The sequence below is a fragment of the Candidatus Eisenbacteria bacterium genome, assembly GCA_016867715.1.
Classification (GTDB): domain Bacteria; phylum Orphanbacterota; class Orphanbacteria; order Orphanbacterales; family Orphanbacteraceae; genus VGIW01.
In genome coordinates this window covers 22,649-47,461 of sequence record VGIW01000013.1, presented here as the reverse complement: position 1 = coordinate 47,461, position 24,813 = coordinate 22,649, and the positions used below count along the sequence as shown (strand labels likewise).

Sequence of the window (24,813 nt, the reverse complement as noted above, 5' to 3'; positions counted from 1 at the left end):
TCCGACGGGATTCGTTTCCGCTTCACCCGACTCTCGACGCCGGGAGGATATCATCCCTCGCGGGGCCGTGAACAGCCGGCTCGACGCGTTTTCCCTTCGGCGATCTTCTACCCGAACCGCCGGACGAGCATGTGGAGATCGTCGAGCAGGAGGTCGGGAGAGGAGGCCTCGAGCTCCTCGCGCGTGCCGAAGCCGCCGAGAAGAGCGACCGTGTAGACGCCGGCCGCGCGGCCGGTCTCGACATCGACCGGGAGATCGCCGGCGAGAATCCCCTCATTCGGCGAGCGCCCGAGCGTCCCGAGCGCGGCGCGCACCATGAGAGGCGACGGCTTTCGTTCGGCCGTCGAGTCCCCGCCGAACATAACCTTGAAGTATGAATCGATTCCGAGCCCCTCGAGCAGCCGCCGCACGAAGCGCTCCGGCTTGTTCGAGACCACGCCGAGGTCTCTCCCCGCGAAGTATTCGAGACACTCCCGCGCGCCCGGCATGAGGCGCGATCGGTCGAGGCAGTGCGCGTCGTAGTGGGCGCGGAAGAGGTCGAGCAACCGATCCGCCTTCTCGGCGTTCTCGCTTCCGATCGCGCGAAGAACAAGATGCTGAACGCCGCGGCCGACGAACGTCCGCACCTCCTCGAGGGACCGCTCGGGAAGGCCGAGCGTGCGAAGCGCGTGGTTCACGGAAGCGGCGATATCCTCGAGCGTGTCGACGAGCGTTCCGTCTAAGTCGAAGAGGACGAAGGAAATCGGAAGCCGGGGCGGAGAGACCGGGCTCATGAAAACCGCTCCCTCACGAAGGACGGGTTCTTCATCTTCGCCAAGAACTCCTTGTCTCCCTCGAGGAACGGCGCATCGCCGGCCTCCTCCGGGGCGAACCAGCGGAGCGCGCCGACACCGATCGCGAGCGGCTCCTCCCGCCATTCTACGATCCGATAGAAGTGAAGCTCCACCGTCTTTTCCGGGTATTCGTGTGTTCGGACATCGATCTCCTCGCCGATTCGCGCCTCCACGCCGAGCTCCTCGCGAAGCTCCCGGCGGAGGGCCTCTTCGTCGGTTTCTCCCGCCTCGACCTTCCCGCCGGGGAACTCCCATCGTCCCGCGCACGGCTTTCCTTCCGGGCGAAGCGCGGCGAGAAAGCGGCCGTCTCGAAAGGCGACCCCGGCGACCACGCGGACGAACGGCTTCTCGGGCTTCATGGTCCCGCGACCAGCGACCGGGAAGCGGCGGCGACCGCGTCGAGAACTCCGAATCGGAAACCGAAGAGAATCGTCGGGACGAGGAAGAGAACGATGAGCAAGATGTGGATTCTCGAGAGAGAGGGCACGCCCGGCTCCGCCGGATCGGGCGGGTCGAGGAACATCGCCTTGATGACGCGCGCGTAGTAGTAGAGCGAGACGACGGTGTTCAGGACGCCGACCACCGCGAGCCAGTAGATCTCCTCCTCGATCAGCGCGCGCAGGATCGCGAACTTGGCCACGAAGCCGGCCGTCGGCGGCATGCCGGTGAGGGAGAGGAGAAAGACGGTCATCGAGACGCCGAGGAACGGCATCTTCCATCCGAGCCCGCGGAAGTCCGCGATCGTCTCGCGCCTCTTGTCGATCGAGATCGCGATCACCACGAGAAACGCTCCGAGGTTCATGAATGCGTAAACGACCAGATAGAACAGGATCGCGTGGACTCCGGAGCCGCCGAGGACGACCGCGCCCATCAGCATCGTTCCCGCGTGGGCGATCGAGGAGTAGGCGAGCATCCGCTTCAGGTTGTCCTGTGGGATCGCGGCGAGGTTCCCCAAGGTCATCGTGATCGCGGAGAGGATCCCAAGGACGAGAGTCCAGTCGACCGAGCCGATCACTCGGAGCGAGTCTTCGCCGCCCGCCGCGAAGACCGAATGGAAAAAGCGGATGAGCACCGCGAGTCCCGCCGCTTTCGGGCCGACAGAGAAGAACGCGGTGATCGGCGTCGCGCTTCCTTCGTAGACGTCCGGCGCCCACATATGGAACGGGACCGCGGCGATCTTGTATCCGAATCCGGCGAGAACGAGCACGATCGGGACGAGAAGGTGAACGACCGGGATCTCGCCCCCCGCGATCGCTTCGCGCATCTCGAAGAAGCCGATCGAGCCGGTCATTCCGTAGAGAAAGGAAAGGCCATAAAGCATCGCCCCCGACGCGGCCGCTCCGTAGACGGCGTATTTCAGCGCCGCCTCGCTCGACCTTCGGTCTCCGCGAAGGAAACCGGCGAGGATGTACGAGGGGAGAGAGACCATCTCGAGCGCGAGGTAGACGAGAAGGAGGTTCGTCGAGGACGCGAGAAGCATCATCCCGAACGCGGTCCCGACGACGAGAGAGACGAACTCGCCGTGGTGAAGAGAGACGAGCGGCCGGTACGGATGGGCGATAAGAAGAACCGCCGCCGCGACCGCGAGAGAGAACCAGCGGAAGAAGACCGAAAAGGGATCCCAAGCGATCGCCCCTTCGAAGAGAAGAAGAGGGCCTTCGTAGCCGAGCGAGAGGAGCGCGGCGAGGGAACCGGCGACGCCGAGAATGCCGATCGCGAGCGTCCCGTCGCACACCGGGGATCTCCGTCCGATGGCGGTGGGCGGATCCGTCGCTCGTCCCCGCCCCGCGAAAAGCTCGAAGGCGATCACCGCGAGGATCGTCCCGACGAGAACGATCTCGGGGAGGAAGTAGCGGATGCTCTCGGCGTTCCCGAGGACCGTTCCGTTCATCCTTTACCCCCAAACCGCCCGCACGAGATGGCTCATCGACGAGTGCATCATCCCGAGAATCGGGTGCGGGTAGAAACCGAGAAGAACCGCGAGCGCCGCGAGCGGAGCGAGCGTGAAGATCTCGCGTCCGTCGATCTCCGGGAGCGCCGAGTATTTCTCGTTCAGCGGTCCGAGGAAGATCCGCTGGTACGTCCAGAGCATGTACGCCGCCCCGAGCACGATCCCCGAGGCAGAGAGGATCGTGAACGCGGGGAACGTGCGGAAGCCGCCGATGAGCACGAGCGCCTCCGAGATGAAGCCGGAGAGCCCGGGGAGCCCGATCGCCGCAAAGAAGGCGAGCGCGGAGAAGGTCGCGTAAACGGGCGTGCGGCCGGCGAGCCCGCCGAAGCCCTCGATCTCCCGGTGATGCGCGCGGTCGTAGATCACCCCGACGAGGAGGAAGAGCATCGCCGTGATCGTTCCGTGGTTGAACATCTGAAGGACCGCTCCGTTCATCCCCTGGACGGTGCCCGAGGACATCCCGAGAAGAACGAAGCCCATGTGGCTGATCGAAGAGTAGGCGATCAGCTTCTTGAGGTCCTTCTGCGCCATCGCGCAGAGCGCGCCGTACACGATGTTCACGAGCGCGAGAGCGGCGAGCGCCGGCGCGAACCAGCGGGTCGCCTCTGGGAGGATGGGATAGCTGATCCGGAGCATCCCGTAGGTTCCCATCTTGAGGAGGACTCCGGCGAGGATCACCGAGATCGGAGTGGGCGCCTCGACATGCGCGTCCGGAAGCCACGTGTGGAACGGGAAGATCGGCACCTTGATCGCGAAGCCGATGAAGAGGCCGATGAAGATCGCCTTGCCGAAACCGAGGGCGGTTCCGAAGAGGCCGATCGATCCCGACTCCACCGCTCCGTTCATGAGGCGAACCATGTCGAAGGTGTGGCCGCCCTTGAAATAGAGAGCGAGAATGCAAAGAAGCATGAGCACGGAGCCGAAGAGCGTGTAGAGGAAGAATTTGATTGCCGCATAAACCTTTCGGGGTCCGCCCCAGACGCCGATCAGGAAGTACATCGGGAGGAGCATGATCTCCCAGAAGAGATAGAAGAGAAAGAAGTCGAGCGCGCAGAAGACGCCCATCATCCCGACCTCGAGAAGGAGAAACATCGAGAAATACCCGCGAAGCCCTCGATCGATGCCGAACGAAGCGAAGATGCAGAGGAACGAGAGGAGCGCCGTGAGAAGCACCATCGTGACCGACAATCCGTCGATTCCCATGTAGTACTCGATGGAGAACGACTCGATCCACGGGTTCCGAACGACGAACTGGAAAGAGCCCGGCTCGTTGATCCCCGCGAGGGTTCGATCGAACGCTCCGTAGAGATAGGCGGCGAGCGCGAGGGGAACGGCCGTCCCCGCTGCGGCGGTCCATCGGATCGCGTTCTTCCGATTCTCCGGCAAGAGGAGGAGAATCGGGATGAAGAGAAGCGGCGAGAACGTGATCCAGGTCAGGATGTCCATGCTTCTACGATCCCTCTTCTTCCTGCCGCGGGACGAGCTTCTTCCCGCGGGTTCATGCTCCTCCGCCGAGGCCCAGGTAGAGGGCGATCAGCGCGAGGATCCCGCCGAACACGGCGAGAACGTACGTTTGTACCGCGCCGGTCTGCATCCGCCGGGCGCGTCTCCCGAGATCGATGGTCCCGTTCGCGAGCGCGTTGACGAGGCCGTCCACGAAGACGAGGTCGAACCAACCCGAGACGAGCGCGACAATTCGCCCGATCCATCCGGAGAGGTTCACGAGGCCGTCGATCACGAAATCGTCGAAAACGCGGAGCACGCGCGAAAGAACCAAGACGCCGCGGACCGCAGTCGCCCCGTAGATCTCGTCCACGTAGTACTTGTTCTCCACGAGCCGGTGAAGACCGCGCGCGCGGGCCGCGAGCCGGACGGGAAGATCCGGTTTCTTGATGTAGAAATGATAGGCGAGGGCGATCCCGGAGAGCGCGAGGAGAACCGAGACGGCCATGAGCAAGAACTCGAGCGCGTGCGACCCGTGCGCTTCGTGCGCCGTGATTGCCGGCTCGAGGTAATGATGGAAATGATTGCCGCCCCCGAGAACCTTCGGAATCCCCACCCATCCTCCGGCGACGGAGAGAACCGCGAGAAGGGCGAGCGGAACGGTCATGACGCGCGGCGATTCGTGGAGGTGCCGCTTCGCCACCTCGTCCGCCCGGCACTCTCCGAAGAAGGCGAGGAAGAGGAGACGGAACATGTAGAAGGCGGTCATCCCCGCTCCGAGCACGCCCGCCAGCCAGAGCGCCCAGTGTCCGTGCGGTCCGGCATACGCGTTCCACAGGATCTCGTCCTTCGAGAAGAAGCCGGAGAAGCCGGGGATCCCCGCGATCGCGAGGGTCGAGAGGAGCATCGCGAGAAAGGTGACCGGCATCTTCTTCCGGAGGCCGCCCATCTTGCGGAGATCCTGCTCGCCACCGAGCGCGTGGATCACGCTCCCGGCCGATAGGAAGAGACACGCCTTGAAGAACGCGTGCGTCATGAGATGAAAGACGCCGGCCGCGTACGCGCCGACGCCGACGCCGAGCATCATGGTTCCGAGCTGGCTCACGGTGGAATAGGCGAGAACCTTCTTGATGTCGGTTTGCGCGAAGCCGATCGTCGCCGCGAAGAGCGCGGTCGCCGCGCCGATCACCGCCACGACGGCGAGGGCTTGCGGCGCGAGCGAGTAGAGGAAGCTCATCCGCGCGATCATGTAGACGCCCGCGGTCACCATCGTCGCCGCGTGGATGAGAGCGGAGACCGGGGTCGGACCGGCCATCGCGTCGGGGAGCCAGACATAGAGCGGGATCTGCGCGGACTTGCCCGCCGCCCCGACGAAAAGCGCGATTCCGATGAAGGCGAGCGCCGGGACGCCGAGGATCGTGTCCCCCTGGAGAAGATGGATTCCCTCCGCCATCGCGCGGAAGTCGAGCGAGAAGACGCCGTGCTTCGCGAGACTCCACCAGAGGGCGAGGATTCCGACGAGGAACCCAAGATCCCCGATCCGGTTCACGAGAAACGCCTTCATCCCCGCGGCCGCCTTCTCCCGATCGGCGAACCAGAAGCCGATGAGGAGGTACGAGCAGAGCCCGACCCCTTCCCATCCGACGAAGAGAAGGAGGATGTTGTCGCCGAGCACGAGGAGGAGCATCGCGAAAACGAAGAGGTTCAGGAACGAAAAGTATCGATAGAAACCGCGATCCCCGCGCATGTAGCCGATCGAGTAGAGATGGATGAGAGCGCTTACTCCGGTCACGACGAGAGCCATCACCGCCGAGAGCGGGTCGAGAAGGAGCGAGAACGGAACGTGAAGGTCGCCGGCCCCGAACCACAGGTAGACCCGGTCCGCCGCGGCGCCCCCCGGCGGAAGGGCGAGCACCGCGCGCAGCGAGAGGAGGAAGGAAGCCGCGACGGTGAGGCATCCGACGGCGGCGATCGCCCGTTCGCCGAAACGCATCTGGATCTTCTTCCCGAAGAAGCCGTTCCAGGCGGCCCCGAGAAGAGGAAGGAGAACGATCCACAGGAGGCTCGTCTCGGCGATTCTCGCTCCGCTTTCGTGCATCGCCTACCCCTTCAGCTCTCGCAGGCGGTCCGCGTCGATCGACTCGACCTGCCGATAGATCGCGATAATGACGGCGAGAAGAATGACTGCCTCCGCGGCGGCAAGAACGATGATGAAGATCGCGAAGATCTGCCCGTCGAGAGGGTGCGTCCCCGCCGCGTTCTTCACGAAGCGGCCGAACGCGACGAAGTTCAGGGCCGCCGCGTTCAGAAGAAGCTCGATCCCCATCAGGATCGCGACGGCGTTCCGGCGGCTCGCGATCGTGACGACGCCGAGCGCGGCGAGGATCGAGCTGATGAAAAGGTACGACTCGAGCCGGTTCATCGGAGCTCCTTCCGGGCGATCGCCACCGCTCCGATGAGCACGGTGAGAAGCACGACCGACGCCGCCTCGAACGGAAGGAGATGCCGGCTGAGGAGGAGATTCCCCAGGGTTCGGATCGTCGGCTCCGCCGGACGCTCCTCGGCGAGGGGCCAGGAGATCCCGATCCCGAGGACGACGAAGAGGACGGCGAAGAGGACCGCTCCTACGAGAAGAACCGGCGCGAACGCGAAGCGCCCGGTCGTCGCTTCGGGCGTATGCGCCTTCTGCGTGAAGAGCACGCCGAACAAGATGAGCACGAGGATTCCGCCGACATAGAGGAGGATCTGGAGGACCGCGAGGAAGTCCGCGGCGAGGAAGCCGTACAGCCCGGCCATCCCGACGAGCGTGAAGAGAAGCGCGAAGGCGGAGTGAACGAGACTCCGTGAGAAGGCGACGACGAAGGCGGGAGCGACGGTCATGAGAGCGAAAAGCACGAAGAACAGGTCGCTCGGCTTCATTCCATATCCCCTTCCTTCGATTCCTCGCCCGCGCTCGGCGGATCCACTCGCTTCCCGCCCTCCGGCTTCGCGGCCGCCTCCGCCTTCTTCCTCGCCTTCTCCGCCTGCTCCTTCTCGTATTCCTCGCTCTTTCGAAGGACGGCTTCGCGTCGTTCGGGGGTTACGAAGCGAAGATGGAGGCGCGAGAGATCGTCGGTCGCCCCCTCGAACTCCTTTGTGAAGCGGATCGCCCCCGTGGGACACGGCTCGACGCAGAGCCCGCAATACATGCACTTGTAAAGGTTGATGTCGAAACGGGTCGGCTCCTTGACGCGCGCTGTCTCCTTGCCGTCGACGCCGGTCACCGAGTCCTTCGTGATCTTGACGTCCTCGATCACGATGCACTCGATCGGACACGCCTTCTCGCACGCCCGGCAGCTGATGCAGATATCGAGATCGACCTCGAGATGTCCGCGGTAGCGGTCGGGAAGCGTCTCTTGAATCCGCCTCGGGATCCGATCCGGATACTGCACGGTGATCGGCCGGCGGAAGAGATGCGAAAACGTGACGGCCATCCCGTCGAAGATCGATGTGCAAGCCTGCCGGATGTTCCTCACGTATGCGATCATGGCCGTCCTACGCGATAGGGCTTAGGCGAGGGCGTTCGACATCCGCGTCCTTCAGGTTCCTGCGCACACGAAGGCCGAAGAGCCCCAAGAGAGAGAGACCGACGAGCACGAGAATCCAAGAGGCGATCCGGCCCGCGGCGCTCCCCTCGGGAACGATCATCATCCAAACCGCCGTCCCGAGAACATTGAGAAACGAGAGCGGGACGAGGTACTTCCAGCAAAGGAGCATCATCTGGTCGACGCGGAGGCGCGGGAGCGTCCAGCGGATCCAGATGATGACGAACACGAGAACGAGCGACTTCGCGGCGAACACGACAATCTGGAGAAGGGTACGAGCGACTCCCTCGGCGATCGGGGGCACGTTCCAGCCCCCGAGAAAGGCGACGTTCACGACGGACGCGACCACGTAGAGGTTCGCCCACTCGGCGAGCATGAAGAACGCGAAGCGCATGCCGGAGTACTCGGTCGAGTAGCCCGCGACGAGCTCCGACTCCGCCTCCGGAAGATCGAAGGGGGTCCGGTTCCCCTCCGCGAGGTTCGCGACAAAGAAATAGAAGAATCCCGTGAAGAGGAAAGGACTCCGAAAGAGAAACCAGTCGGCCGGGCTCCATCCTTGGGCGCGGATGATTCCTTGAAGACTCAATGTTCCAGCGGCGATGACCACCGCGAGGAGCGATAGAGCGCCCGGAATCTCGTACGAGATGATCTGCGCCGCCGACCGCATGCCGCCGAGGAGCGACCATTTGTTGTTCGACGCCCAGCCGGACATGATGATTCCGAGCGGCACGAGGGAGGTGATTGCCATCACGTAGAAGGCCCCCACGTCGAGGTCGGCGATCACGAGGTGCTCGGAGAAGGGAAGAACGGCGAAGGCCCCGAAGAGCCCCGAAAAGACGAGATAGGGAGCCGCCGTGAAGAGGATTCGATCCGCGTCCTCGGGAATGAGATCTTCCTTGAGGATGCACTTCAACCCGTCCGCCGCCCACTGGAGGATCCCCTGCGGCCCCACTCGATTCGGACCGACGCGCGACTGCATGCGTGCGGCGATGCGCCTCTCCGCCCACGAGACGATCCCGGTGAACGGGGTCACGACCACCAGGAGGAGAGCGACCGCGAAGAAGAGCATGCCGAGGAAGTAGACGAGCTCGATCGCCCAATCCCCCGTCCATCCCCGGCTCTCGATGAAGCGGTCGAGAAGCTGCTGCACGATCCGTCTCCTACCGGTCGATCTCGGGCGCGACCACGTCGAGGCTCGCGATGAGCGCGACAAGATCCGCGACCATGAGACCGGGCGCGATCTTCTCCACGACCGACATCGCCGTGAAGCTCCCCGTCCGGATGCGCATCCGTTCCGCCTTTTCCGTGCCGTTCGACACGATGAAGAAGCCGAGCTCCCCGCGGGGAGCCTCCGACGCGACGTACACCGAACCGACCGGCGGCTTCACCTTGCGAATGCGGGTCCGGTATTCCTTTTCCTCATGCGGGAAGCGGTCGAGGCACTGGCGCACGATCTTGAGCGACTCTTCCATCTCGCGAACGCGGACGACGAAGCGCGCGTAGCAATCGCCGATGCAGCCGATCGCATCCCCTCCGATCGGGACCTCGAACGCGAGCTCCGGGTAGATTCCGTACGGGATCTCGCGGCGGATGTCCCAGTCGATTCCCGAAGCGCGGAGGTTCGGCCCGGAGATTCCGTACGCGAGCGCCGTCTTCCGGTCGATCACGCCGACGTTCACGAGCCGCTCGAGGAAGATCTTGTTCCCGGTGATCAGGCGGTTGAACTCGGGAATCATCTTCTCGAACGAGTCGACGAAGCGGCGGACCTTGTCCAGCCAGCCGTCCGGCGCATCGAAGGCCACGCCGCCGATCCAGACGTAGTTGTGCGTGAGGCGCGCGCCGCAGATCTCCTCGAAGAGGTCGTTCACGCGTTCTCTCTCGCGGAGCGTCCAAGGGAACGGGGTGATCGCCCCGAGATCCATCGCCATCGTGCCGAGCGCGACGAGATGGCTCGAGATCCGGTTCAGCTCGCCGACGATCGCGCGGAGGAACTCCGCACGCCGCGGCACCTCGATCTTCGCGAGCTTCTCGACGGCGAGGGCGTATCCCCAGTTCGCGTTCATCGCGCAAACGTAGTCGACCCGGTCCGTGTACGGCATGAACCCGAGGTAGGTCATCATCTCACCGATCTTTTCGATCGACCGGTGGAGATATCCGACGTCCGGGCGGCACGAGTGAACGACCTCTCCGTCGGACGTCAGGATGAAGCGGAGAACGCCGTGCGTCGAGGGATGGTGCGGCCCCATGTTGAGCGTCATGTCTTCGGTGCGGAGCGGCTTCATTCCTAGATCCCGTAGTTCCTCGTGTTGTCGATGTCCTGGTAGCGGAGAGGATCGACGTAATCCTTGCGGAGCGGATGCCCTTCCCAATCCTCGGGAAGGAGGAGCCGCCGGAGATCCGCGTGGCCCCGATACCGGATGCCGAGAAGGTCGTACGATTCGCGCTCGAACCATCCGGCGGAAGCCCAGATGTCCGAGATCGTGTCGATGACCGGATCCTCGCGCGGCACGTATGCGCGCATCGCCACCGTCCGTTTGTGCAGGAGCGAAAGCACGCGATAGACCGTGCAGAGCCGTTCCCCGCAATCGAGGCCGGTGAGGTGCGTGAGATAGTCGAAGCGGAGCGCGCCGTCGTCGCGGAGGAAGAGACAGACCTCGCGGACCTTCGGCGCGTCCACCACGAGGTGGGGCGAGTAGTGGCCCTCCTGGAGCTCGAGGACTCCTCCCGGCACTCCCTCGCGAAGGCGCGCGTCGATTTCCTCGATGTTCATCGTTCGGCTGTCCGGTCTTTCGTCCGCCGGTCCGGGCGGCGGCTATTCGTTTCCGTTCGGTCCGGGCGCTTTCGCGCGGCCGAGGTACTTCTCGTTTCGGATCCTCTTCTGGATCTCGAGAAGCGCCTCGGTCAGCGCCTCGGGGCGCGGCGGGCATCCGGGGACATAGATGTCCACGGGGATCACCTTGTCGATCCCCTTGAGGACGGAATACGCGTACGCGAAGAGCCCGCCCGAGTTCGCGCAGCTTCCCATCGAGATCACGTACTTGGGCTCCGGCATCTGCTCGTAGAGACGCTTCACGCGCTTCGCCATCTTGAGCGTCACCGTCCCCGCGACAATCATGAGGTCCGCTTGTCTCGGGGTGGCGCGCGGAACCGCGCCGAAGCGGTCGAGATCCGCGCGGGGACCGCCGGTCTGCATCAGCTCGATCGCGCAGCAGGCGAGCCCGAACAGGAGATACCAGAGCGAGGAGAGACGGCCCCACGCGAGGAGCTTGTCCACGTTCGTGACGAGCACCCCGTCCGGGAGCGACTGGTACATGCTGATCTCGCCGATTCTCTTCATCGTCCTCCCGGAACGTCTTCCGCCTCCGGTTCCTCCTTGTGCCAGGACAGCTCTCCCTTCCTCCATAGATAAACCAATCCGAGAAAGAGGATCCCGATGAAGAGGAAGATCTCCAGGAAGGCCGCGGCCGCCCGTCCTGATTCGAGCCATTCGCGGAAGACGACGGCCACCGGGAAGACAAGGGCGATCTCGACCTCGAAGACGAGGAAGATGAGCGCGAGGATGTAGAAGCGGAAGTTGAACTGGATCCGGCCCGCGCCGACGGGAAGCTCCCCGCACTCGTAGGTGAGGCCCTTGTCCCCCCCGGGGACCCGAGGGTGGATGAGGCGGCTCGCGAGGAGGGTCGCCCAGACGAACCCGAGGGCCACCGCGAGAAAGACGACGATGTTGGCAAGATCAAACCGCATGGGTGCCCGTCCCGTAACTCGCGTAAAATCAACTCTTGCCGCCTATGAAATAATGCGAAGGCGGCATCCCGCGATCAAGCGGAAAAGGGGCCTGTCGGCGAGGTGGCCCGTCCATCTCGCGGTGCAATCCTGAAACTTATTGTCTTTATGGGGGTTAGGGCTGACCTCTTCGGACGGGAAGCCCCTTTGCGGCTATCCTCCGGACTCGAGGAACCGCTCCGCCTCGAGGGCCGCCATGCACCCGCTCCCCGCCGCCGTGACCGCCTGCCGGTAGACGTGGTCCTGCACGTCCCCCGCCGCGAAGACCCCTGGGACGCTTGTCCGGGTCCCCCCGCGGGTCTCAATGTAGCCGGCCTTGTCGAGCGCGAGCCGCCCCTCGAAGATCTTGGTGTTCGGATCGTGCCCGATCGCGAGGAAGAAGCCCTCGATCGGAAGCGCGCGGGTCTCGCCGCTCTTCACGTCCCGGAGCCGCACCCCCTCGACCGCGTTCTCTCCGATCACCTCCAGGACGACGGCGTTCCAAACGATCTCGATCTTCGGGTTGTCGAAAGCCCTTTGCTGCATGATTTTTGATGCCCGAAGTTGATCGCGGCGATGGATGAGATACACCTTCGAGGCGAACTTCGTGAGGAATCCCGCCTCCTCGATCGCGGAATCGCCGCCCCCCACGACGGCGATCGTCTTTCCGCGGAAGAAGAAGCCGTCGCACGTCGCGCATGCGGAGACGCCGCGCCCGCGAAGGCGAAGTTCCGACTCGAGACCGAGGTAGCGCGCGCTCGCGCCGGTGGCGACGATGACCGAGTCCGCGAGAGTCTTCTCTCTCTCCTCGACCGTCAGGGTAAACGGACGGCGGGAGAAATCGACGCCGGTCACCTCGCGCGAGACGACCTCCGCGCCGAAGCGTTCCGCCTGCTTTCGGAAGAGATCCATGAGCTCGGGCCCCTGGATCCCCTCGGGGAAGCCGGGGAAGTTCTCCACCTCCGTCGTGATCGTGAGCTGGCCGCCCGGCTGCGGCCCTTCGAGAACGAGCGGCTCGAGGTCCGCCCGGGCCGCGTAGATCGCCGCGGTGAACCCCGCAGGTCCCGAACCGATGATCGCGAGTCGATAGTGATCCTTCTTCACTGTGTTCCCTCTCCAAAGCCCTGGTGCGCGTGCGTTCGCGTGCCGACCCGTCGGCTCGTGTGGCTTACGCAGCCGCCGCTCCCCGCTTCGCGAGAAACGCGAGAAGCAGCGCCGCCCCGAACCCCGTCGGGCCGCCCGGTCCGAGATCGTGGTCCCCACCCGCCCACGCCACCCCGGCGATGTCGAGATGGGCCCACTTCGTCTTTTCTACGAAACGATGCAGGAACTTGGCGGCGAGGATCGACGCGCCTCCCGCCTCCGCCGATCGCGCGACGTTCCGAAGGTCGGCGAGATCGCTCTTCAGCTCCCGATCGTACACCTCCCAGATCGGAAGCCGCCAAACACGCTCTCCCGATTCATCCCCCGCGCGCGCGACTTCCTCGGCGAGCGAGTCGTCGTTGCTGAAGAGGCCGGCCGCGTGGCGCCCGAGCGCGATCTTGACCGCCCCGGTCAGAGTGGCCACGTCGATCAAGATGTCCGGGCGAACGTTCTTCACCGCCCACGCGAGGCCGTCCCCGAGAATGAGCCTCCCCTCCGCGTCGGTGTTGTCCACCTCAACCGCGAGGCCTCCGTACGAAGCGATCACGTCTCCCGGACGAAGCGAGTGGGGTCCGGGCATGTTTTCCGCGGAAGGGATGACCGCCGTCACGCGAAGCGGGAGACGGAGCCGCGCCGCACCTCTCGTCGCGGCGAGGACCGCAGCCGCCCCGCTCATGTCGTACTTCATGTGGACCATCCGCTCGGGTTGCTTGAGCGAGAGACCTCCCGAGTCGAACGTGATCCCCTTGCCGACGAGCCCGATCGACGGGCCGCGCCCGCCGGAGCCGTCGTACGCAACCCGAATGAACCGGGGCGGGTTCGCGCTCCCGGCCCCGACCGCGAGGAGAGAGAACAGACCTTCCTTTGCGATCTCCTTCTCGTCCATCACGCGCGCGTCGGCCCCGATCTCCGATGCGATCCGCTCCGCCTCGGAAGCGAGCGCGGCCGGAGGAAGATCGTTCGGCGGGGTCATCGCCAGGCGCCGCGCGGTGAGCACCGCCTCCGCGATGCGGAGGCCTTCCTCCGCCGCGCGCGATCCGCCGGCTTCCGAGAGGGTGCCGAAGATCGCGATCTCCTCGATCTCCGGCGCGCTTTCCTTTTCGTTTTCTTTCCATGTAAAGCGCGCCCCGAGGGTCGCTCCGTGCGCGCATGCCCTGATGCGCTGCGCCTCCGTTCCGGCCCCCGCGGGGAGCACGATCGCGAGGCGCCGCACGCGCACGCGGCGCGCTTCTCTCGCCGCGCGCGCGGCCCATCGCCGGACCCGGGCGGTCTCCGCGGGGACGGCCTTGCCGAGCCCGACGAGGAGGATTCGCTCGGGAAGATCGACTCCTCCATAGATGAGCGAGGTCTCCATCTCCTCGCCGCGGAAGTCGCCGAGGCGCGCGGGCGCCCCCGCGCCCTTGAGGAAACCGGGGAGAGAGGACGCGGGCTCTCCCTCCGCGAGGGCGGCGGCGACCAGCGGGAAGTCTTTCGGCGCCGGCAGCCCGCGCCGGTAGACGAGCTCGGGGATCGATCCGATAAGAGCCAAGTCGAGTTCTCCGTTCGAAGAGGCGGTTCCGTTCATTCCGCCGCTGCACACAGTCCTCGCATCGAATCCGTGGAACGATCGAGAGCGCGTCCGAGCGGCGCACACCATCTTACAGGACGCAGGTCCGGCGCGAAAAGGACGAAGATCGTCCGCCGGGCGGCGTTTGCGTGGTATACTCAGTCCGTCGACCCGCTTCCCGGCAAGGAGTCCCGCATGCGCGAACGAACGACCGTAGTGCCCGCTCGTTTCTTGATCGGCCTTCTCGCCGCGGCGCTCGCGGCGGGCGCCTCTCTCGCCCAGGCCGATCCGCTCGCGTCGTCGGATCTTCCGATCGGGGATACCCTCACGGTGATCCAGCGGCCTCTTCTCAACATCCCCGCGATCGTGACGTCCGGGGACACGCTCCGGATCGAGTGCGAGGCGGACCCGGCGGCGACCGGATGGTCGGCGTGCCTCCTCCGCGGGTCGATCGAGATCCCTCTCCCGGTTCTTTCCGCGTCGTACGACGCGACGACGACCTGGTGGACGATCGAAACCCTGGTCCCCCAGGTCCCGCTCCACGAGCTGTACGATCTCGAGGTCTCGGCATCGGGAGGAATCCACGACAGGACGGAGCACGCGGTTCGCGTCATCCCCGCGTTCCGTTCGGATTTCTACTTCGTTCACATCACGGACACACATCTTCCCACGCATCTTTACTACTACCAGCAGGGGGCGGACACAGACACGTCTGAGATGGCCGATCTTCACGCGGTTATCGACGACATCGCGATCATCAACCCGGAGTTCGTACTCCTCACGGGCGACCTCGTCAACGAGGGGGAGCTCGAGGATTTCCTCTCCAAGCGCTACTACACGCGCGCGCAAGAGATCCTCGCCCGCTTCGCCGTCCCCGTCTATCTGACCTCCGGCAATCACGACATCGGCGGCTGGAACGACACCCCCCCGCCCGCCGGAACCGCCCGAAGGGACTGGTGGCGCTTCTTCGGCTGGAAACGACTGAACAACCCGCCGGCCGGCGCTCCGGCGAGAACCCAGGACTACAGCTTCGACTACGGCCCGGTCCGCTTCACCGGCCTTGAGGCGTATCTCAACTACGATAGCTGGAGATACGAAATCTACGGATCGAAAAGCTTCACGTCCGCACAGATGGCGTGGCTCGCGGACGATCTCGCCTCCGCCTCGGGGAGCGCGGCGCGGGTTCTCTTCTATCACCGGGACTTCTCGGGCCAGATCAACCTGAACTCTCTCGGCGCGGAGATGGCTCTCTGGGGCCACATCCATCGGGACGAGGGGAGCGTGACCCAGGCGCCGTACAACCTCAGCACGAACAACGCGTGCGACGGAGAGCGCGCCTATCGTCTCGTGAGGTTCTCGAACGGTGCGCTCGTTCCGTCCCCCACCGTGTCCGCGGGGTCGACCGGGCAGAACCTCCGGGTCGCCTACTGGCCGGCGAACGACGGCGGCGCCGACACCGTGTCCGCGCTCGTCGTCAACAACTTGAACGAGCGCTTCGAGCACGGGCTTCTTCGTTTCCTAATGCCCGCGCGGGCCGCCTCCTACGAAGCGGACGGCGGAACGCTCCTCCAGGTGGACGACACCGATTCGGTCGCCGTCTGCTACGTCGAGGTGGACATTCCGGCGGCGGGGACGACGACGGTGACGGTCGCCGCCGCGAACAGCTCGGATGTGGCCGGCGGTACCGAGACGATCCCCTCTCGCCCGCGCCTCGCGCCGGGACGGCCGAACCCCTTCAACCCGTCGACGACCTTCTCTTACCAGATCGGCATGGACGGCGCCGCGAAGCTCGCCCTCTACGATGTCCGGGGGCGCGAGGTCGCGGTGCTCGCCGAGGGACGGCACAGACGGGGCGCGCACGAGGCCTCGTGGGACGGGCTTCTTCCCGACGGATCGAGGGCACCCTCCGGGGTCTATCTCGCGCTCCTCTCCGCGCAAGGAGAGGTCCTCAATCGAAAGGTCGTGCTCGCGCGCTGAAGGCGGGTCGCGGCCGGACGAGCGCGCACTCGCGGCGAAAACGCGTGTATAATCCAGACTGCTCGCTCGATCTCTTCGGATCGGCGCCGCCGCGCGGGAGTGCGAATGAACGCGATCGATTGGAGCCCGGTCCGCCGGGTGATCAACGAACAATCGAGCTTTCTCGTCACGAGCCACGTGAACCCCGAGGGGGACGCGATCGGTTCCGAGGTCGCTCTCGCGGGCTTTCTTCGCGAGCGGGGAAAATCGGTTCGAATCGTGAACCCGAGCCCCACCCCCGAGAACTGCCGCTTTCTCGACCCGAAGGGGGAGATCGTTCTCTTCGATGCCGATCGAGCCGGCGAGCTTCTCGCGGGGATCGAGGCGATCTTCATCGTCGACCTCTCGAGTTGGCCGCAGCTCGGACCCTTCGCGGACACCGTGCGCCGATTCCAATCGATCCGCGTCTGCATCGATCATCACCGGGCTCCGGACGCGGAGATCGCGCGGATCTCCGTGATCGACGAGACGGCGGCGGCCGCGGGGCTCCTCGTGTACGAGCTGATCCGCGACACCGGGGCGCCGATCTCCCTTCCGATCGCCGAGGCGCTCTACGCGGCGCTCCTCGTCGACACCGGCTCCTTCCGCTTCTCGAACACCGATGCGAGGGCTCTCCGCGCGGCGGCCGAGCTCGTCGGTCTCGGCGTGCGGCCCGAGCGCGCGTACCGGGACGCGTTCGAGAACCGGCGAGGTGCGTTCGTCCGCCTCCTCCCGCTTGCGTTCGCGGCGCTCGGAAGCACGAGCGGCGGAAAGATCCTCTGGGTGAGCGTGACGCGCCGGATGCTCGAGGAGGCGCGCGCCGACTTCGAGGACACCGATGGTTACATCGAGCTCCTGCGGGCGGTGCGCGGCGTCGAGGTGTGCGCGCTCTTCAAGGAGGTCGAGGAGGGCCGCGTGCGCGTCTCGCTCCGCTCCACGGGGAAGGTCGAGCTCCACCGTTTCGCCGCGTCGTTCGGCGGCGGCGGGCACGCGAAGGCGGCGGGCCTCACGGTCGAGGGGAGCCTCGAGGAAGCGGTGCGATCGGTCACCGCGGGTCTAGAAGCGCTCGTCTCCGGTTGACGCGGCCCCGCCCCGTGGGTGGTGGAAGATCGTCTTCTCCTTTGCTAGACTTCCCAAAGGGATCCCCCCAGCGCGGAGCGGAAGAACGATGAGACCCATGAGAGGGAGATTTCTGATCGGGACGGGCATCGTCCTTGCCGCGGTCCTCTGGCTCGCCTTCACCGGGTTCGACGAGGGGAAGGCCTACTATCGCACGGTGGAGGAATTGCGCGAGGAGGGAGAGGCGAGCGCCGGGAAACGCCTCAAAGTCGGCGGAAACGTCGAGGCGGGGAGCATCGTGTGGAAAGAGGACGGGCTTCATTTCCGGCTCACGCAGAACGAGGCCTCGCTCCCCGTGCGGTATCTCGGGGAAGCGCCCGTGCCGGACACCTTCAAGGACGGTTCGCAGGCGGTCGTCGAAGGGACGGTGGCGAGCGACGGAACCCTTGAAGCCGTGAAGATTCAGGCGAAATGCGCTTCGAAGTACGAGGCGGAATACGGCGGCGAATCGGCCGGCGCGGGGGATTCCCGGTCTTGAACGAGCTGGGGAGCCTCGCGCTCATCACCCTCTATCCCGTCACGCTCTTCGGCGCGGCCGCGAGCTTCCTCGGGGGGCACAATCGGCGGGAAGGTCTCGTCTCGGCGGGGGAGCGGAGCCTCGTCGTCTCGTTCCTCCTCTTGACCCTGTCCGTTCTTTCCCTCGTCGTGCTCTTTCTCAAGGACAACTTCTCGAACGCTTACGTCGCCAACCATTCGAACATCGACCTTCCGACCTTCTACAAAGTGACCGCGCTCTGGGCCGGTCAGGAGGGATCCCTCCTTTTCTGGAACTGGCTGCTTTCTCTCTACGGGATCGCGGTCCTTTGGTCGAACCGGAACCGGAATCGCGATCTCATGCCTTACGTGACGGCGATTCTCCTTGTCTCCGCCTTCTTCTTCACGAACATGAACCTCCTCGCGGCGAACCCGTTTCGTCCGCTGGTGATGGATCATGCGGGAACGCCGATCCCCTACGCGCCTCCCGACGGGAGGGGTCTGAATCCGCTCCTCCAGCATCCGGCGATGGTCGTCCATCCTCCGGTTCTCTATCTCGGTTTCGTCGGCTTCGTCGTCCCCTTCGCATTCGCTCTCGCCGCCCTCTGGACGCGCGCCCCCGGCGCGGGCTGGCTTCTCGCGACGCGGCGCTGGACTCTCTTCGCGTGGCTCTTCCTGAGCGGCGGGATTCTCCTCGGCGCGCGGTGGGCGTACGTCGAGCTCGGATGGGGCGGCTACTGGGCGTGGGACCCGGTCGAGAACGCCTCGCTCATGCCTTGGCTCACCGGGACGGCCCTTCTGCATTCGGTGATCATTCAAGAGAAGCGCGGCATGCTCAAGGTGTGGAATGCCGTGCTCGTCGTCACGACGTATCTCCTCTGCGTCTTCGGGACGTTTCTCACGCGGAGCGGGATCGTGAGCTCCGTCCACGCGTTCGCCCAAAGCCCGGTGGGACACTACTTCGTCGGCTTCCTCGCCCTCGGAGTCGTCTTCTCGTTCGGGCTCATTTGGATGCGAAGGGAATATCTCCGGAGCGACGCGACCCTCGATTCGGTTCTATCGAGGGAGTCGAGCTTCTTCTTCAACAATCTCGTCTTTCTCGTCTCCTGTTTCGCGGTTCTTTGGGGGACGCTCTTCCCCGTCCTCTCGGAGGCGGTTCGCGGCGAGCAGATATCGGTCGGCCCGCCCTACTTCAATCGGATCAACGTGCCGATCGGGCTCTTCCTGCTTTTCCTCACCGGCTTCGCGCCTCTCTTGGCGTGGAGGCGGACGTCGTGGCCGAGCCTGCGAAGGTCATTCGCTTGGCCGGCGGCGCTCATGCTCGCCGCGGGGACCATCCTCTTTCTCCTCGCGGTCCGCGCGCGCTATGCGCTCATTTGCTTCAGTTTGTCCGTCTTCGTGGCGACCACGATCCTGATGGAGTTCTATCGGGGGGGCCGCGTCCGCAGGAGGCAGCTCGGCGAGTCGTGGCCCCGCGCGCTCGCAAACCTCTTTCTCAGAAATCCCCGGCGTTACGGAGGCTATGTCGTCCACTTCGGGGTCGTCCTTCTCTTCGTCGGCTTCGCCGGTTCCTCGTTCAATCGAAGCCGCGCGGAGGAGCTTTCCCCGGGAGGCGAGATGGCGATCGCCGGCTACACGCTCCGGGTCGAGAACCTCGAGGAGGGGGAGACCCCGAACTACGATTTCGCGCGCGCGCGCGTGGTCCTGGAGCGGAGAGGGCGGCCGGTGGGCGTCTATCGTCCGGAGAGGCGGTTCTACTACGCGAGCGAGCAACCGAGCACGGAGGTGGAGATCCACTCGACCGTGCGGGAGGATATCTATCTCGTTTATGCATCAACGGGAGAGAAGGGAGGAGCGGTGATTCAGGTCTATCGGAACCCGCTCGTTCTCTGGGTGTGGGTCGGGGGGATCGTTCTCGTTCTCGGTGGGCTCATCTGCCTCGTCCCCATGAGACGCGAGGGGCCGCCCATTCCGAAGGCGAGCGAGAGCGAGGGAGGCGCGCCGTGAGCATCCTCCTCTTGTTGCTCCCGGTGCTCGTGGTCGCCGCGCTCTTGCCGCCGCTCTTCCGCCGCGGCACGGAGATGCGGGCGGAGCGAGAGGACCGGATCTGCGCGCTTCGCGAGCGGAAGCGCGTTCTTCTCGCCGCGATCCGCGAGCTCGACTTCGACCGGGAGATGGGCAAGCTCTCGGAAGCGGACCACGAGGCGGAAAGGGAACGGATGAAACGGGAAGCCGCGGAAGTCCTCATCGCGATCGACCGCGAGGAGGGGAGAAGCGATGCGTAGGATCCTTCTCCTGTCGCTTCTTCTCGTCTCGTCGGCGCTTGCGGCTTCGGAAGACGGGGTCGTCCGCGGGCGGGTCGTGAACGGGACCGGAGGACCGCTGCGGGGGCCGGTCGAGTTCCGGCTCGCCTCGTTCGGCGAGAAAGGCGGCGTCTGGGAGGCGGACGACGCGGTGTCCGGCTTCCGTTTCGACGGTTTGCCGACGGGCGAGGAAAACCCGTATCTCGTACACGCCTCCTATCTCGGCATCGTCTACAACAGCCGCTTTCATCTTCGTTCGGGAGCGGACACGACGATCGTCTTCGAGGTGTACGACACGACGAGCGCGCTCTCCGGGATCCGAGTGGATGAGATGGAGATCGATCTTTCGCTCGTCGAGAGTCGGATCCGGATCGACGAGGTCTTCCGCGTCGTGAACGAAGCCGCTCCGCCGCGGACAGTGGTCGGCGCGCGCGGAACGTTCCGCGTGTTTCTTCCCGCGCCGATGAGCGACATCTCCGATCTCGTCCTCGCCGCCTCGCGCGGGATCATGCCGGTGCGGCGCGATCCGATCCCGACGGAGCGCCCGGACGAGGCGGCGATCGACTACCCGATGAGACCGGGGATGACCGCGGTTGCGGCGAGCTTCGATCTTGCGTACCCGGGAGAGCTCGCGTTCGACGCGCGGGCGCCGTACGCGATTCCGCGCGTCCTGATCGCCGCGCCCCCCGACATGCGGATCGAGGGGGAAGGGATCTCTCCCGCCCACACCGGCGCGCGCGGGACCGGCGTCTTCACAATGGAGTCGATCGCGGCGGGCGATCGGATCGTCTTCCGCGCGGTCGGCGGATCCCCGGCCGCGCCCGCTGCCGACGCGATGCCCAAGGGGCGTATCTTCACCGGGGCGCCCCCCTTCGCCGAGATCCGTCTTCCTCTCATCGCGCTTCTCGCGTTCGTTCTTCTCGCCGCGCTCGGCATCTCGCTCCGAGCTCCTTCGGGGAGAGTTCGGTGATCTCCCCTCCGACGATTCTCGGCCGGGGGATCGTCCGGAGGTTCGGCTTTCTCCGCGCGCTCGACAGAGCGGCGCTCGAGGCGCGCGCCGGAGAGGCGGTGCTTCTCGTCGGGCCGAACGGAGCGGGGAAGACGACGCTTCTTCGGATCCTCGCCGGGCTTCTTCTCGCGAACGAGGGGGAGGTTTCGATCTGCGGATGCTCGCCGCGCGCGAACGAAGGGAACGTGCGCCGAAGGATCGGGTTCCTGTCGCACGGTCTCGCGCTCTACAGCGATCTCACCGCATCGGAGAACCTCGGCTTCTTCGCGCGACTCTACCGCGTGGAGAATCGTGCGGAGCGCGTGCGCGCGGCGCTTCGCGAGGTCGGCCTCGAGTCGTGGCGGGACGAACCGGCGCGGAGCTTCTCTCGCGGGATGAAGCAGCGACTCGCCCTCGCGCGCGTCTTTCTTCACGATCCGGACGTGCTTCTTCTCGACGAGCCGTTCACGGGGCTCGATCTCGATTCGGCGCGCGCGCTCGCGGATCGGCTCGCCTCCGCGCGCGCCCGGGGGGCGGCTCTCGTTCTCTCGAGCCACCATCTCGAGGTCGCGGCTCCGCTCGCCGACCGCGCGGTTCTTCTTCGAAAAGGACGGGTCGCGGGGGAGATGGATCTCGGCAAGCTCTCCTCTTCGGAACGCGCCCCCCGCGTTCGGGAACTCCTCGCGGAGGAATCGTGATGGACGGCCTCGCGCGCGTCGGCGCGCTTCTCGCGAAAGACCTCCTCCTCGAGCTCAGAACGCGGCAGGGACTCTTCTCGATGACGCTCTTCTCGATCCTCTCGGTTCTCCTTCTCGCCTTCGCCTTCGAGCCGACCCGCGAGGAGACGCGCCTCATCGCCCCCGGTCTTCTCTGGATCGCGTTCGCTTTCGCGGGGACGATCGGCCTCGAGCACACGCACGCGGTCGAACGCGACATGGACGGCATGGAGGGCCTTCTCCTCGCGCCGATGGATCGGGGTCTCATCTACGTCGCGAAGCTTCTCGCCGGAACGCTCTTCATGTACCTCGCGGAGCTTCTCACGCTTCCTTTCTTCGTCGTCTTTTTCAACGTCGATATTCTTCCCATGCTCCCGCGGATGCTTCTCCTGAACCTCGCGGGGACGTTCGGCTTCTGCGCGGTCGGAACCCTTCTCGTCGCGGTCACGGCGCGCACGCGCCTCAAGGGCGTGATCCTCCCGGTTCTCCTCTTCCCCGTGGCCGTGCCGGTGCTCCTCGCGGCGGTCGAGGGGACCGCGGCGATCTTCCGGGGGGAATCGCCCGCGGCCGCGCTCAAGATCCTGATCGCGTTCGACGCGATCTTCGCGAGCGTCGCCTTCCTGACGTTCGGCTTCGTGTTGGAGGAATGAACATGCACGGTGCCCGAAACCGGATCGATCGCGGGTTGATCCTCCTCGTCGGCCCGGCGATGGTCTTGAACCTCTTCCTGATCTTCTACCACGCCCCCGTTGAGCGGACGATGGGTCTCGTCCAGAAGATCTTTTACATCCACGTTCCCGCGGCGTGGGTGGCGTTCCTCGCCTTCTTCGTCGTGTTCGCCGCCTCGATCGCGTATCTCGCCTCGCGGCGCGCTTCGTACGACCGTCTCGCGGAAGCATCGGCGGCGGTCGGCGTTCTCTTCTGCACGCTCGTTCTCGCAACCGGGCCGATCTGGGCGAAACCGGTGTGGGGGATCTGGTGGACGTGGGACGCGCGCCTCACCTCGACGCTCGTGCTCTGGTTCCTCTACATCGGTTATCTCCTTCTCCGTTCGTACGTGCCGGATGCGGCGCGGCGGGCGACCCTCTCCGCGGTGCTCGGGATCGTCGGGTTTCTCGACGTCCCGATCGTCTATCTCTCGATTCGCTGGTGGCGGACGCAACATCCTTCGCCCGTCTTCGCGGGCGGAGAAGGATCGGGTCTCGATCCGAGAATGCGCGCCGCGTTTTTCTACTCCCTCGCCGTGTTCACCCTTCTCTTCGTCGTGCTTCTCCGCCTTCGCATGCGACTCCGCGCGGCGGAGGGGCGCGCCGAGGCGTTGCTCGACGAAAGGAGACGGTCGCTATGATCCGTCGTTCGGCGCGGTTCGCGCTCTTCCTGCTCGTTCTTTGGTGCTTCTCTCCGGCTGCGGGCGCGCCGGCCGAGACGCCTGCGGAGAAGCCTCCGCGCGAGTGGCGCACGGAGCGGAAGCCGGTCAACGTCTCTTTCCTCTTCTCCGCTTTCGTTCTCACGTGGGCCGCGATCTGGATCCATCTTCTCGTGGTCGATCGCGGACAGCGCCGGCTCGAGAAGATCCTCGCCCGTATGGAGGAGGAGCGGGGTTGAAACGCTTCATTTATGAACAAAAAAGGCCCTGCGGTTCCGGCCTGCGGCATCGCGCCCGGCGCGCCGGCCGAATCGCGGCGGGAGTTCTTCTCGCGGCTTTCGCGGCGGCTTCTCCGCTCGCCGCGCAATGGCCCCCGTGGCTCGCAAAGAAGGAGACGAAGCCCCCGGTCTTTCCGGAGATCGCGGTCGACGCGGCATGGCTCCGCGATCATCTCGAGGAGGTCGCGGTCTTCGACGCACGGGCCTCGGGCTTCGAGGAGGGGCACATCCCGGGAGCGCTGTCCGTTCCTACCGGGACGGCCGCCGCCGCTCTCGCCGCGGCCGGCCCGCTCCGCCTTCCGCGCGCGGGCGGAGGGAAGATCGTCTGCTCCGGCACCCGGGAGGATCCCGCGGCACCGGCCCGCCTCTTCTGGCTTCTCGAGCTCGCGGGGCGCGACGGCGTTCTCTTCCTCGACGGGGGATACGAATCGTGGGTCGAGGCGGGAGGAAGCGTCTCGCGGGGGGCTGTGGTTCCCGAGCTCGAACGCGTCTCGGAGCTCGACTCCACGCGTCTGGCGACGCTCGACTATCTGCGCGAACGCTACGGGACCGACGGCTTCGAGGTGATCGATCTTCGGGATACGGTCTCCTGGGAGGGGAAGGATCGTTCACACGCGAAGGATCTCCGTCCGGGACACATCCCGCACGCGCTGCCGTTCGATCCGCGGACGGTGATCCGGAAGGACGGGACGTTTCTTCCCGGCCCCGAGATCCGCTCCGTCTTCGCGGAGGTCGGACCGCGGCCGGCGACCCGGATCGATCTCGAGTCGGAGATCCTTCTCGCCGACGACGGGATGAGCGGCCGGGGCGCGCTCGCGTATCTTCTTCTCCGGATGGCGGGGATCGAGAAGGTGCGCTGGTTCCCGGGAGGCTACGCGGAATGGGCCGCGGACGACGCCCTCCCGGTCGTCCGGATCGTCGACGCGAAGGAGATCCGGGAGCGGCTGAAGAGGAGAGATCGCGCGCGCGGAGAACCGCGGGACGACCTTCTTCTTCTCGACGTGCGGAATGACCGCGACTACGAGATCAACCACATTCCGGGGGCGGATTGCCTCGCTTCCCATCTTTTCGCCGATTCCCTCGACGCGTATCTGGAAAGGGCGCGGCCTGGTCTCGACCGCGCGGCGACCCCGCTCGCGACCTACTGCTACGGAGAGGACTGCATCCGGAGCCGGCAGTGCGCCACGTGGGCTGCGCGCGCCGGTTTCCGCGAGCTTCTCTGGTTCCGCGGAGGGATTCGGGAGTGGAAGGAGCGCGGCTTTTCCGTGGAAGGGAAGTTCAAGTAGAAAGAACGCCGCCCGGTCGGCCCTGA

General features: G+C 65.5%; 26 protein-coding genes. 11 read left to right on the top strand and 15 right to left on the bottom strand.

All coding sequences use genetic code 11. From position 1 onward, the window contains the following. Positions 1-107: 107 nt before the first annotated feature. The 15 genes from FJY73_04480 to FJY73_04410 form a co-directional block, all read right to left on the bottom strand. Positions 108-773 (bottom strand): HAD-IA family hydrolase, encoded by a 666-nt coding sequence (locus tag FJY73_04480; GenBank protein ID MBM3319913.1) that lies wholly within the window; start codon positions 771-773, stop codon positions 108-110. Then, positions 770-1,192 (bottom strand): (deoxy)nucleoside triphosphate pyrophosphohydrolase, encoded by a 423-nt coding sequence (locus FJY73_04475; GenBank protein ID MBM3319912.1) that lies wholly within the window; start codon positions 1,190-1,192, stop codon positions 770-772. Before FJY73_04475 ends, FJY73_04480 begins: the two co-directional genes overlap by 4 nt. Beyond that, complete coding sequence (locus FJY73_04470; protein ID MBM3319911.1) at positions 1,189-2,724, bottom strand: NADH-quinone oxidoreductase subunit N; 1,536 nt, start codon at positions 2,722-2,724, stop codon at positions 1,189-1,191. Before FJY73_04470 ends, FJY73_04475 begins: the two co-directional genes overlap by 4 nt. A gap of 3 nt (positions 2,725-2,727) precedes the next feature. Then, positions 2,728-4,230, bottom strand: coding sequence for an NADH-quinone oxidoreductase subunit M (locus tag FJY73_04465; protein MBM3319910.1), 1,503 nt, complete (start codon positions 4,228-4,230; stop codon positions 2,728-2,730). A 52-nt stretch (positions 4,231-4,282) separates the two neighbouring features. Further along, positions 4,283-6,325, bottom strand: coding sequence for an NADH-quinone oxidoreductase subunit L (nuoL, locus tag FJY73_04460; protein MBM3319909.1), 2,043 nt, complete (start codon positions 6,323-6,325; stop codon positions 4,283-4,285). 3 nt (positions 6,326-6,328) lie between these two features. Next, positions 6,329-6,649 (bottom strand): NADH-quinone oxidoreductase subunit NuoK, encoded by a 321-nt coding sequence (nuoK, locus tag FJY73_04455; protein ID MBM3319908.1) that lies wholly within the window; start codon positions 6,647-6,649, stop codon positions 6,329-6,331. Beyond that, complete coding sequence (locus FJY73_04450) at positions 6,646-7,146, bottom strand: NADH-quinone oxidoreductase subunit J (GenBank protein MBM3319907.1); 501 nt, start codon at positions 7,144-7,146, stop codon at positions 6,646-6,648. The genes nuoK and FJY73_04450 overlap by 4 nt, the downstream gene beginning before the upstream one ends. Further along, positions 7,143-7,754, bottom strand: coding sequence for an NADH-quinone oxidoreductase subunit I (locus FJY73_04445; protein ID MBM3319906.1), 612 nt, complete (start codon positions 7,752-7,754; stop codon positions 7,143-7,145). Before FJY73_04445 ends, FJY73_04450 begins: the two co-directional genes overlap by 4 nt. A gap of 7 nt (positions 7,755-7,761) precedes the next feature. Then, a complete protein-coding gene (gene nuoH / locus FJY73_04440; protein ID MBM3319905.1) occupies positions 7,762-8,880 on the bottom strand; it encodes an NADH-quinone oxidoreductase subunit NuoH in 1,119 nt (372 codons plus the stop codon). A gap of 91 nt (positions 8,881-8,971) precedes the next feature. Continuing rightward, positions 8,972-10,093 (bottom strand): NADH-quinone oxidoreductase subunit D, encoded by a 1,122-nt coding sequence (locus FJY73_04435; protein MBM3319904.1) that lies wholly within the window; start codon positions 10,091-10,093, stop codon positions 8,972-8,974. Between the two features lie 2 nt (positions 10,094-10,095). Then, positions 10,096-10,581 carry an NADH-quinone oxidoreductase subunit C gene (locus tag FJY73_04430; protein MBM3319903.1) on the bottom strand — a complete coding sequence of 162 codons (486 nt, stop codon included), beginning with the start codon at positions 10,579-10,581 and terminating at the stop codon, positions 10,096-10,098. A gap of 42 nt (positions 10,582-10,623) precedes the next feature. Beyond that, positions 10,624-11,124 carry an NADH-quinone oxidoreductase subunit B gene (locus FJY73_04425; GenBank protein MBM3319902.1) on the bottom strand — a complete coding sequence of 167 codons (501 nt, stop codon included), beginning with the start codon at positions 11,122-11,124 and terminating at the stop codon, positions 10,624-10,626. 20 nt (positions 11,125-11,144) lie between these two features. Beyond that, positions 11,145-11,555 (bottom strand): NADH-quinone oxidoreductase subunit A, encoded by a 411-nt coding sequence (locus FJY73_04420; GenBank protein ID MBM3319901.1) that lies wholly within the window; start codon positions 11,553-11,555, stop codon positions 11,145-11,147. Positions 11,556-11,747: 192 nt separating this feature from the next. Next, on the bottom strand, positions 11,748-12,677 hold the full coding sequence (gene trxB / locus FJY73_04415; protein ID MBM3319900.1) for a thioredoxin-disulfide reductase: 930 nt from the start codon (positions 12,675-12,677) through the stop codon (positions 11,748-11,750). 64 nt (positions 12,678-12,741) lie between these two features. Next, positions 12,742-14,244, bottom strand: coding sequence for a leucyl aminopeptidase (locus FJY73_04410; protein MBM3319899.1), 1,503 nt, complete (start codon positions 14,242-14,244; stop codon positions 12,742-12,744). A gap of 213 nt (positions 14,245-14,457) precedes the next feature. Between FJY73_04410 and FJY73_04405 the strand changes: the two genes are divergently transcribed. The 11 genes from FJY73_04405 to FJY73_04355 all read left to right on the top strand — a co-directional run bounded on the left by FJY73_04405 (position 14,458) and on the right by FJY73_04355 (position 24,787). Continuing rightward, the gene (locus FJY73_04405) at positions 14,458-16,239 is read left to right on the top strand and encodes a metallophosphoesterase (GenBank protein ID MBM3319898.1); all 1,782 of its coding nucleotides are present in this window, start codon (positions 14,458-14,460) and stop codon (positions 16,237-16,239) included. A 105-nt stretch (positions 16,240-16,344) separates the two neighbouring features. After that, positions 16,345-17,337: a DHH family phosphoesterase gene (locus FJY73_04400; GenBank protein ID MBM3319897.1), complete on the top strand. Its 993-nt coding sequence runs from the start codon at positions 16,345-16,347 to the stop codon at positions 17,335-17,337. Between the two features lie 97 nt (positions 17,338-17,434). After that, on the top strand, positions 17,435-17,854 hold the full coding sequence (locus tag FJY73_04395) for a cytochrome c maturation protein CcmE (GenBank protein ID MBM3319896.1): 420 nt from the start codon (positions 17,435-17,437) through the stop codon (positions 17,852-17,854). Continuing rightward, entirely contained in the window at positions 17,851-19,857 is a 2,007-nt protein-coding gene (locus FJY73_04390) for a heme lyase CcmF/NrfE family subunit (protein MBM3319895.1), read from the top strand. The genes FJY73_04395 and FJY73_04390 overlap by 4 nt, the downstream gene beginning before the upstream one ends. Continuing rightward, positions 19,854-20,135 (top strand): hypothetical protein, encoded by a 282-nt coding sequence (locus FJY73_04385; protein MBM3319894.1) that lies wholly within the window; start codon positions 19,854-19,856, stop codon positions 20,133-20,135. Before FJY73_04390 ends, FJY73_04385 begins: the two co-directional genes overlap by 4 nt. Next, positions 20,128-21,123, top strand: coding sequence for a hypothetical protein (locus tag FJY73_04380; protein ID MBM3319893.1), 996 nt, complete (start codon positions 20,128-20,130; stop codon positions 21,121-21,123). Before FJY73_04385 ends, FJY73_04380 begins: the two co-directional genes overlap by 8 nt. Further along, positions 21,120-21,839: a heme ABC exporter ATP-binding protein CcmA gene (gene ccmA / locus FJY73_04375; GenBank protein ID MBM3319892.1), complete on the top strand. Its 720-nt coding sequence runs from the start codon at positions 21,120-21,122 to the stop codon at positions 21,837-21,839. Before FJY73_04380 ends, ccmA begins: the two co-directional genes overlap by 4 nt. Continuing rightward, on the top strand, positions 21,839-22,507 hold the full coding sequence (locus FJY73_04370; GenBank protein MBM3319891.1) for a heme exporter protein CcmB: 669 nt from the start codon (positions 21,839-21,841) through the stop codon (positions 22,505-22,507). The genes ccmA and FJY73_04370 overlap by 1 nt, the downstream gene beginning before the upstream one ends. Next, positions 22,504-23,205: a cytochrome c biogenesis protein CcsA gene (gene ccsA / locus FJY73_04365; protein ID MBM3319890.1), complete on the top strand. Its 702-nt coding sequence runs from the start codon at positions 22,504-22,506 to the stop codon at positions 23,203-23,205. Before FJY73_04370 ends, ccsA begins: the two co-directional genes overlap by 4 nt. Continuing rightward, positions 23,202-23,462 (top strand): hypothetical protein, encoded by a 261-nt coding sequence (locus FJY73_04360; protein ID MBM3319889.1) that lies wholly within the window; start codon positions 23,202-23,204, stop codon positions 23,460-23,462. Before ccsA ends, FJY73_04360 begins: the two co-directional genes overlap by 4 nt. Beyond that, on the top strand, positions 23,459-24,787 hold the full coding sequence (locus FJY73_04355; protein ID MBM3319888.1) for a hypothetical protein: 1,329 nt from the start codon (positions 23,459-23,461) through the stop codon (positions 24,785-24,787). Before FJY73_04360 ends, FJY73_04355 begins: the two co-directional genes overlap by 4 nt. The last annotated feature ends 26 nt before the right edge of the window (positions 24,788-24,813 follow it).

Excerpts from the sequence above, each read along its gene's own strand:
- FJY73_04480 (MBM3319913.1), bottom strand. The coding sequence starts at position 773 with ATGAGCCCGGTCTCTCCGCCCCGGCTTCCGATTTCCTTCGTCCTCTTC.
- FJY73_04475 (MBM3319912.1), bottom strand. The coding sequence starts at position 1,192 with ATGAAGCCCGAGAAGCCGTTCGTCCGCGTGGTCGCCGGGGTCGCCTTT.
- FJY73_04470 (MBM3319911.1), bottom strand. The coding sequence starts at position 2,724 with ATGAACGGAACGGTCCTCGGGAACGCCGAGAGCATCCGCTACTTCCTC.
- FJY73_04465 (MBM3319910.1), bottom strand. The coding sequence starts at position 4,230 with ATGGACATCCTGACCTGGATCACGTTCTCGCCGCTTCTCTTCATCCCG.
- nuoL (MBM3319909.1), bottom strand. The coding sequence starts at position 6,325 with ATGCACGAAAGCGGAGCGAGAATCGCCGAGACGAGCCTCCTGTGGATC.
- nuoK (MBM3319908.1), bottom strand. The coding sequence starts at position 6,649 with ATGAACCGGCTCGAGTCGTACCTTTTCATCAGCTCGATCCTCGCCGCG.
- FJY73_04450 (MBM3319907.1), bottom strand. The coding sequence starts at position 7,146 with ATGAAGCCGAGCGACCTGTTCTTCGTGCTTTTCGCTCTCATGACCGTC.
- FJY73_04445 (MBM3319906.1), bottom strand. The coding sequence starts at position 7,754 with ATGATCGCATACGTGAGGAACATCCGGCAGGCTTGCACATCGATCTTC.
- nuoH (MBM3319905.1), bottom strand. The coding sequence starts at position 8,880 with ATGCTCTTCTTCGCGGTCGCTCTCCTCCTGGTGGTCGTGACCCCGTTC.
- FJY73_04435 (MBM3319904.1), bottom strand. The coding sequence starts at position 10,093 with ATGAAGCCGCTCCGCACCGAAGACATGACGCTCAACATGGGGCCGCAC.
- FJY73_04430 (MBM3319903.1), bottom strand. The coding sequence starts at position 10,581 with ATGAACATCGAGGAAATCGACGCGCGCCTTCGCGAGGGAGTGCCGGGA.
- FJY73_04425 (MBM3319902.1), bottom strand. The coding sequence starts at position 11,124 with ATGTACCAGTCGCTCCCGGACGGGGTGCTCGTCACGAACGTGGACAAG.
- FJY73_04420 (MBM3319901.1), bottom strand. The coding sequence starts at position 11,555 with ATGCGGTTTGATCTTGCCAACATCGTCGTCTTTCTCGCGGTGGCCCTC.
- FJY73_04405 (MBM3319898.1), top strand. The coding sequence starts at position 14,458 with ATGCGCGAACGAACGACCGTAGTGCCCGCTCGTTTCTTGATCGGCCTT.
- FJY73_04400 (MBM3319897.1), top strand. The coding sequence starts at position 16,345 with ATGAACGCGATCGATTGGAGCCCGGTCCGCCGGGTGATCAACGAACAA.
- FJY73_04395 (MBM3319896.1), top strand. The coding sequence starts at position 17,435 with ATGAGAGGGAGATTTCTGATCGGGACGGGCATCGTCCTTGCCGCGGTC.
- FJY73_04380 (MBM3319893.1), top strand. The coding sequence starts at position 20,128 with ATGCGTAGGATCCTTCTCCTGTCGCTTCTTCTCGTCTCGTCGGCGCTT.
- FJY73_04370 (MBM3319891.1), top strand. The coding sequence starts at position 21,839 with ATGGACGGCCTCGCGCGCGTCGGCGCGCTTCTCGCGAAAGACCTCCTC.
- ccsA (MBM3319890.1), top strand. The coding sequence starts at position 22,504 with ATGAACATGCACGGTGCCCGAAACCGGATCGATCGCGGGTTGATCCTC.
- FJY73_04360 (MBM3319889.1), top strand. The coding sequence starts at position 23,202 with ATGATCCGTCGTTCGGCGCGGTTCGCGCTCTTCCTGCTCGTTCTTTGG.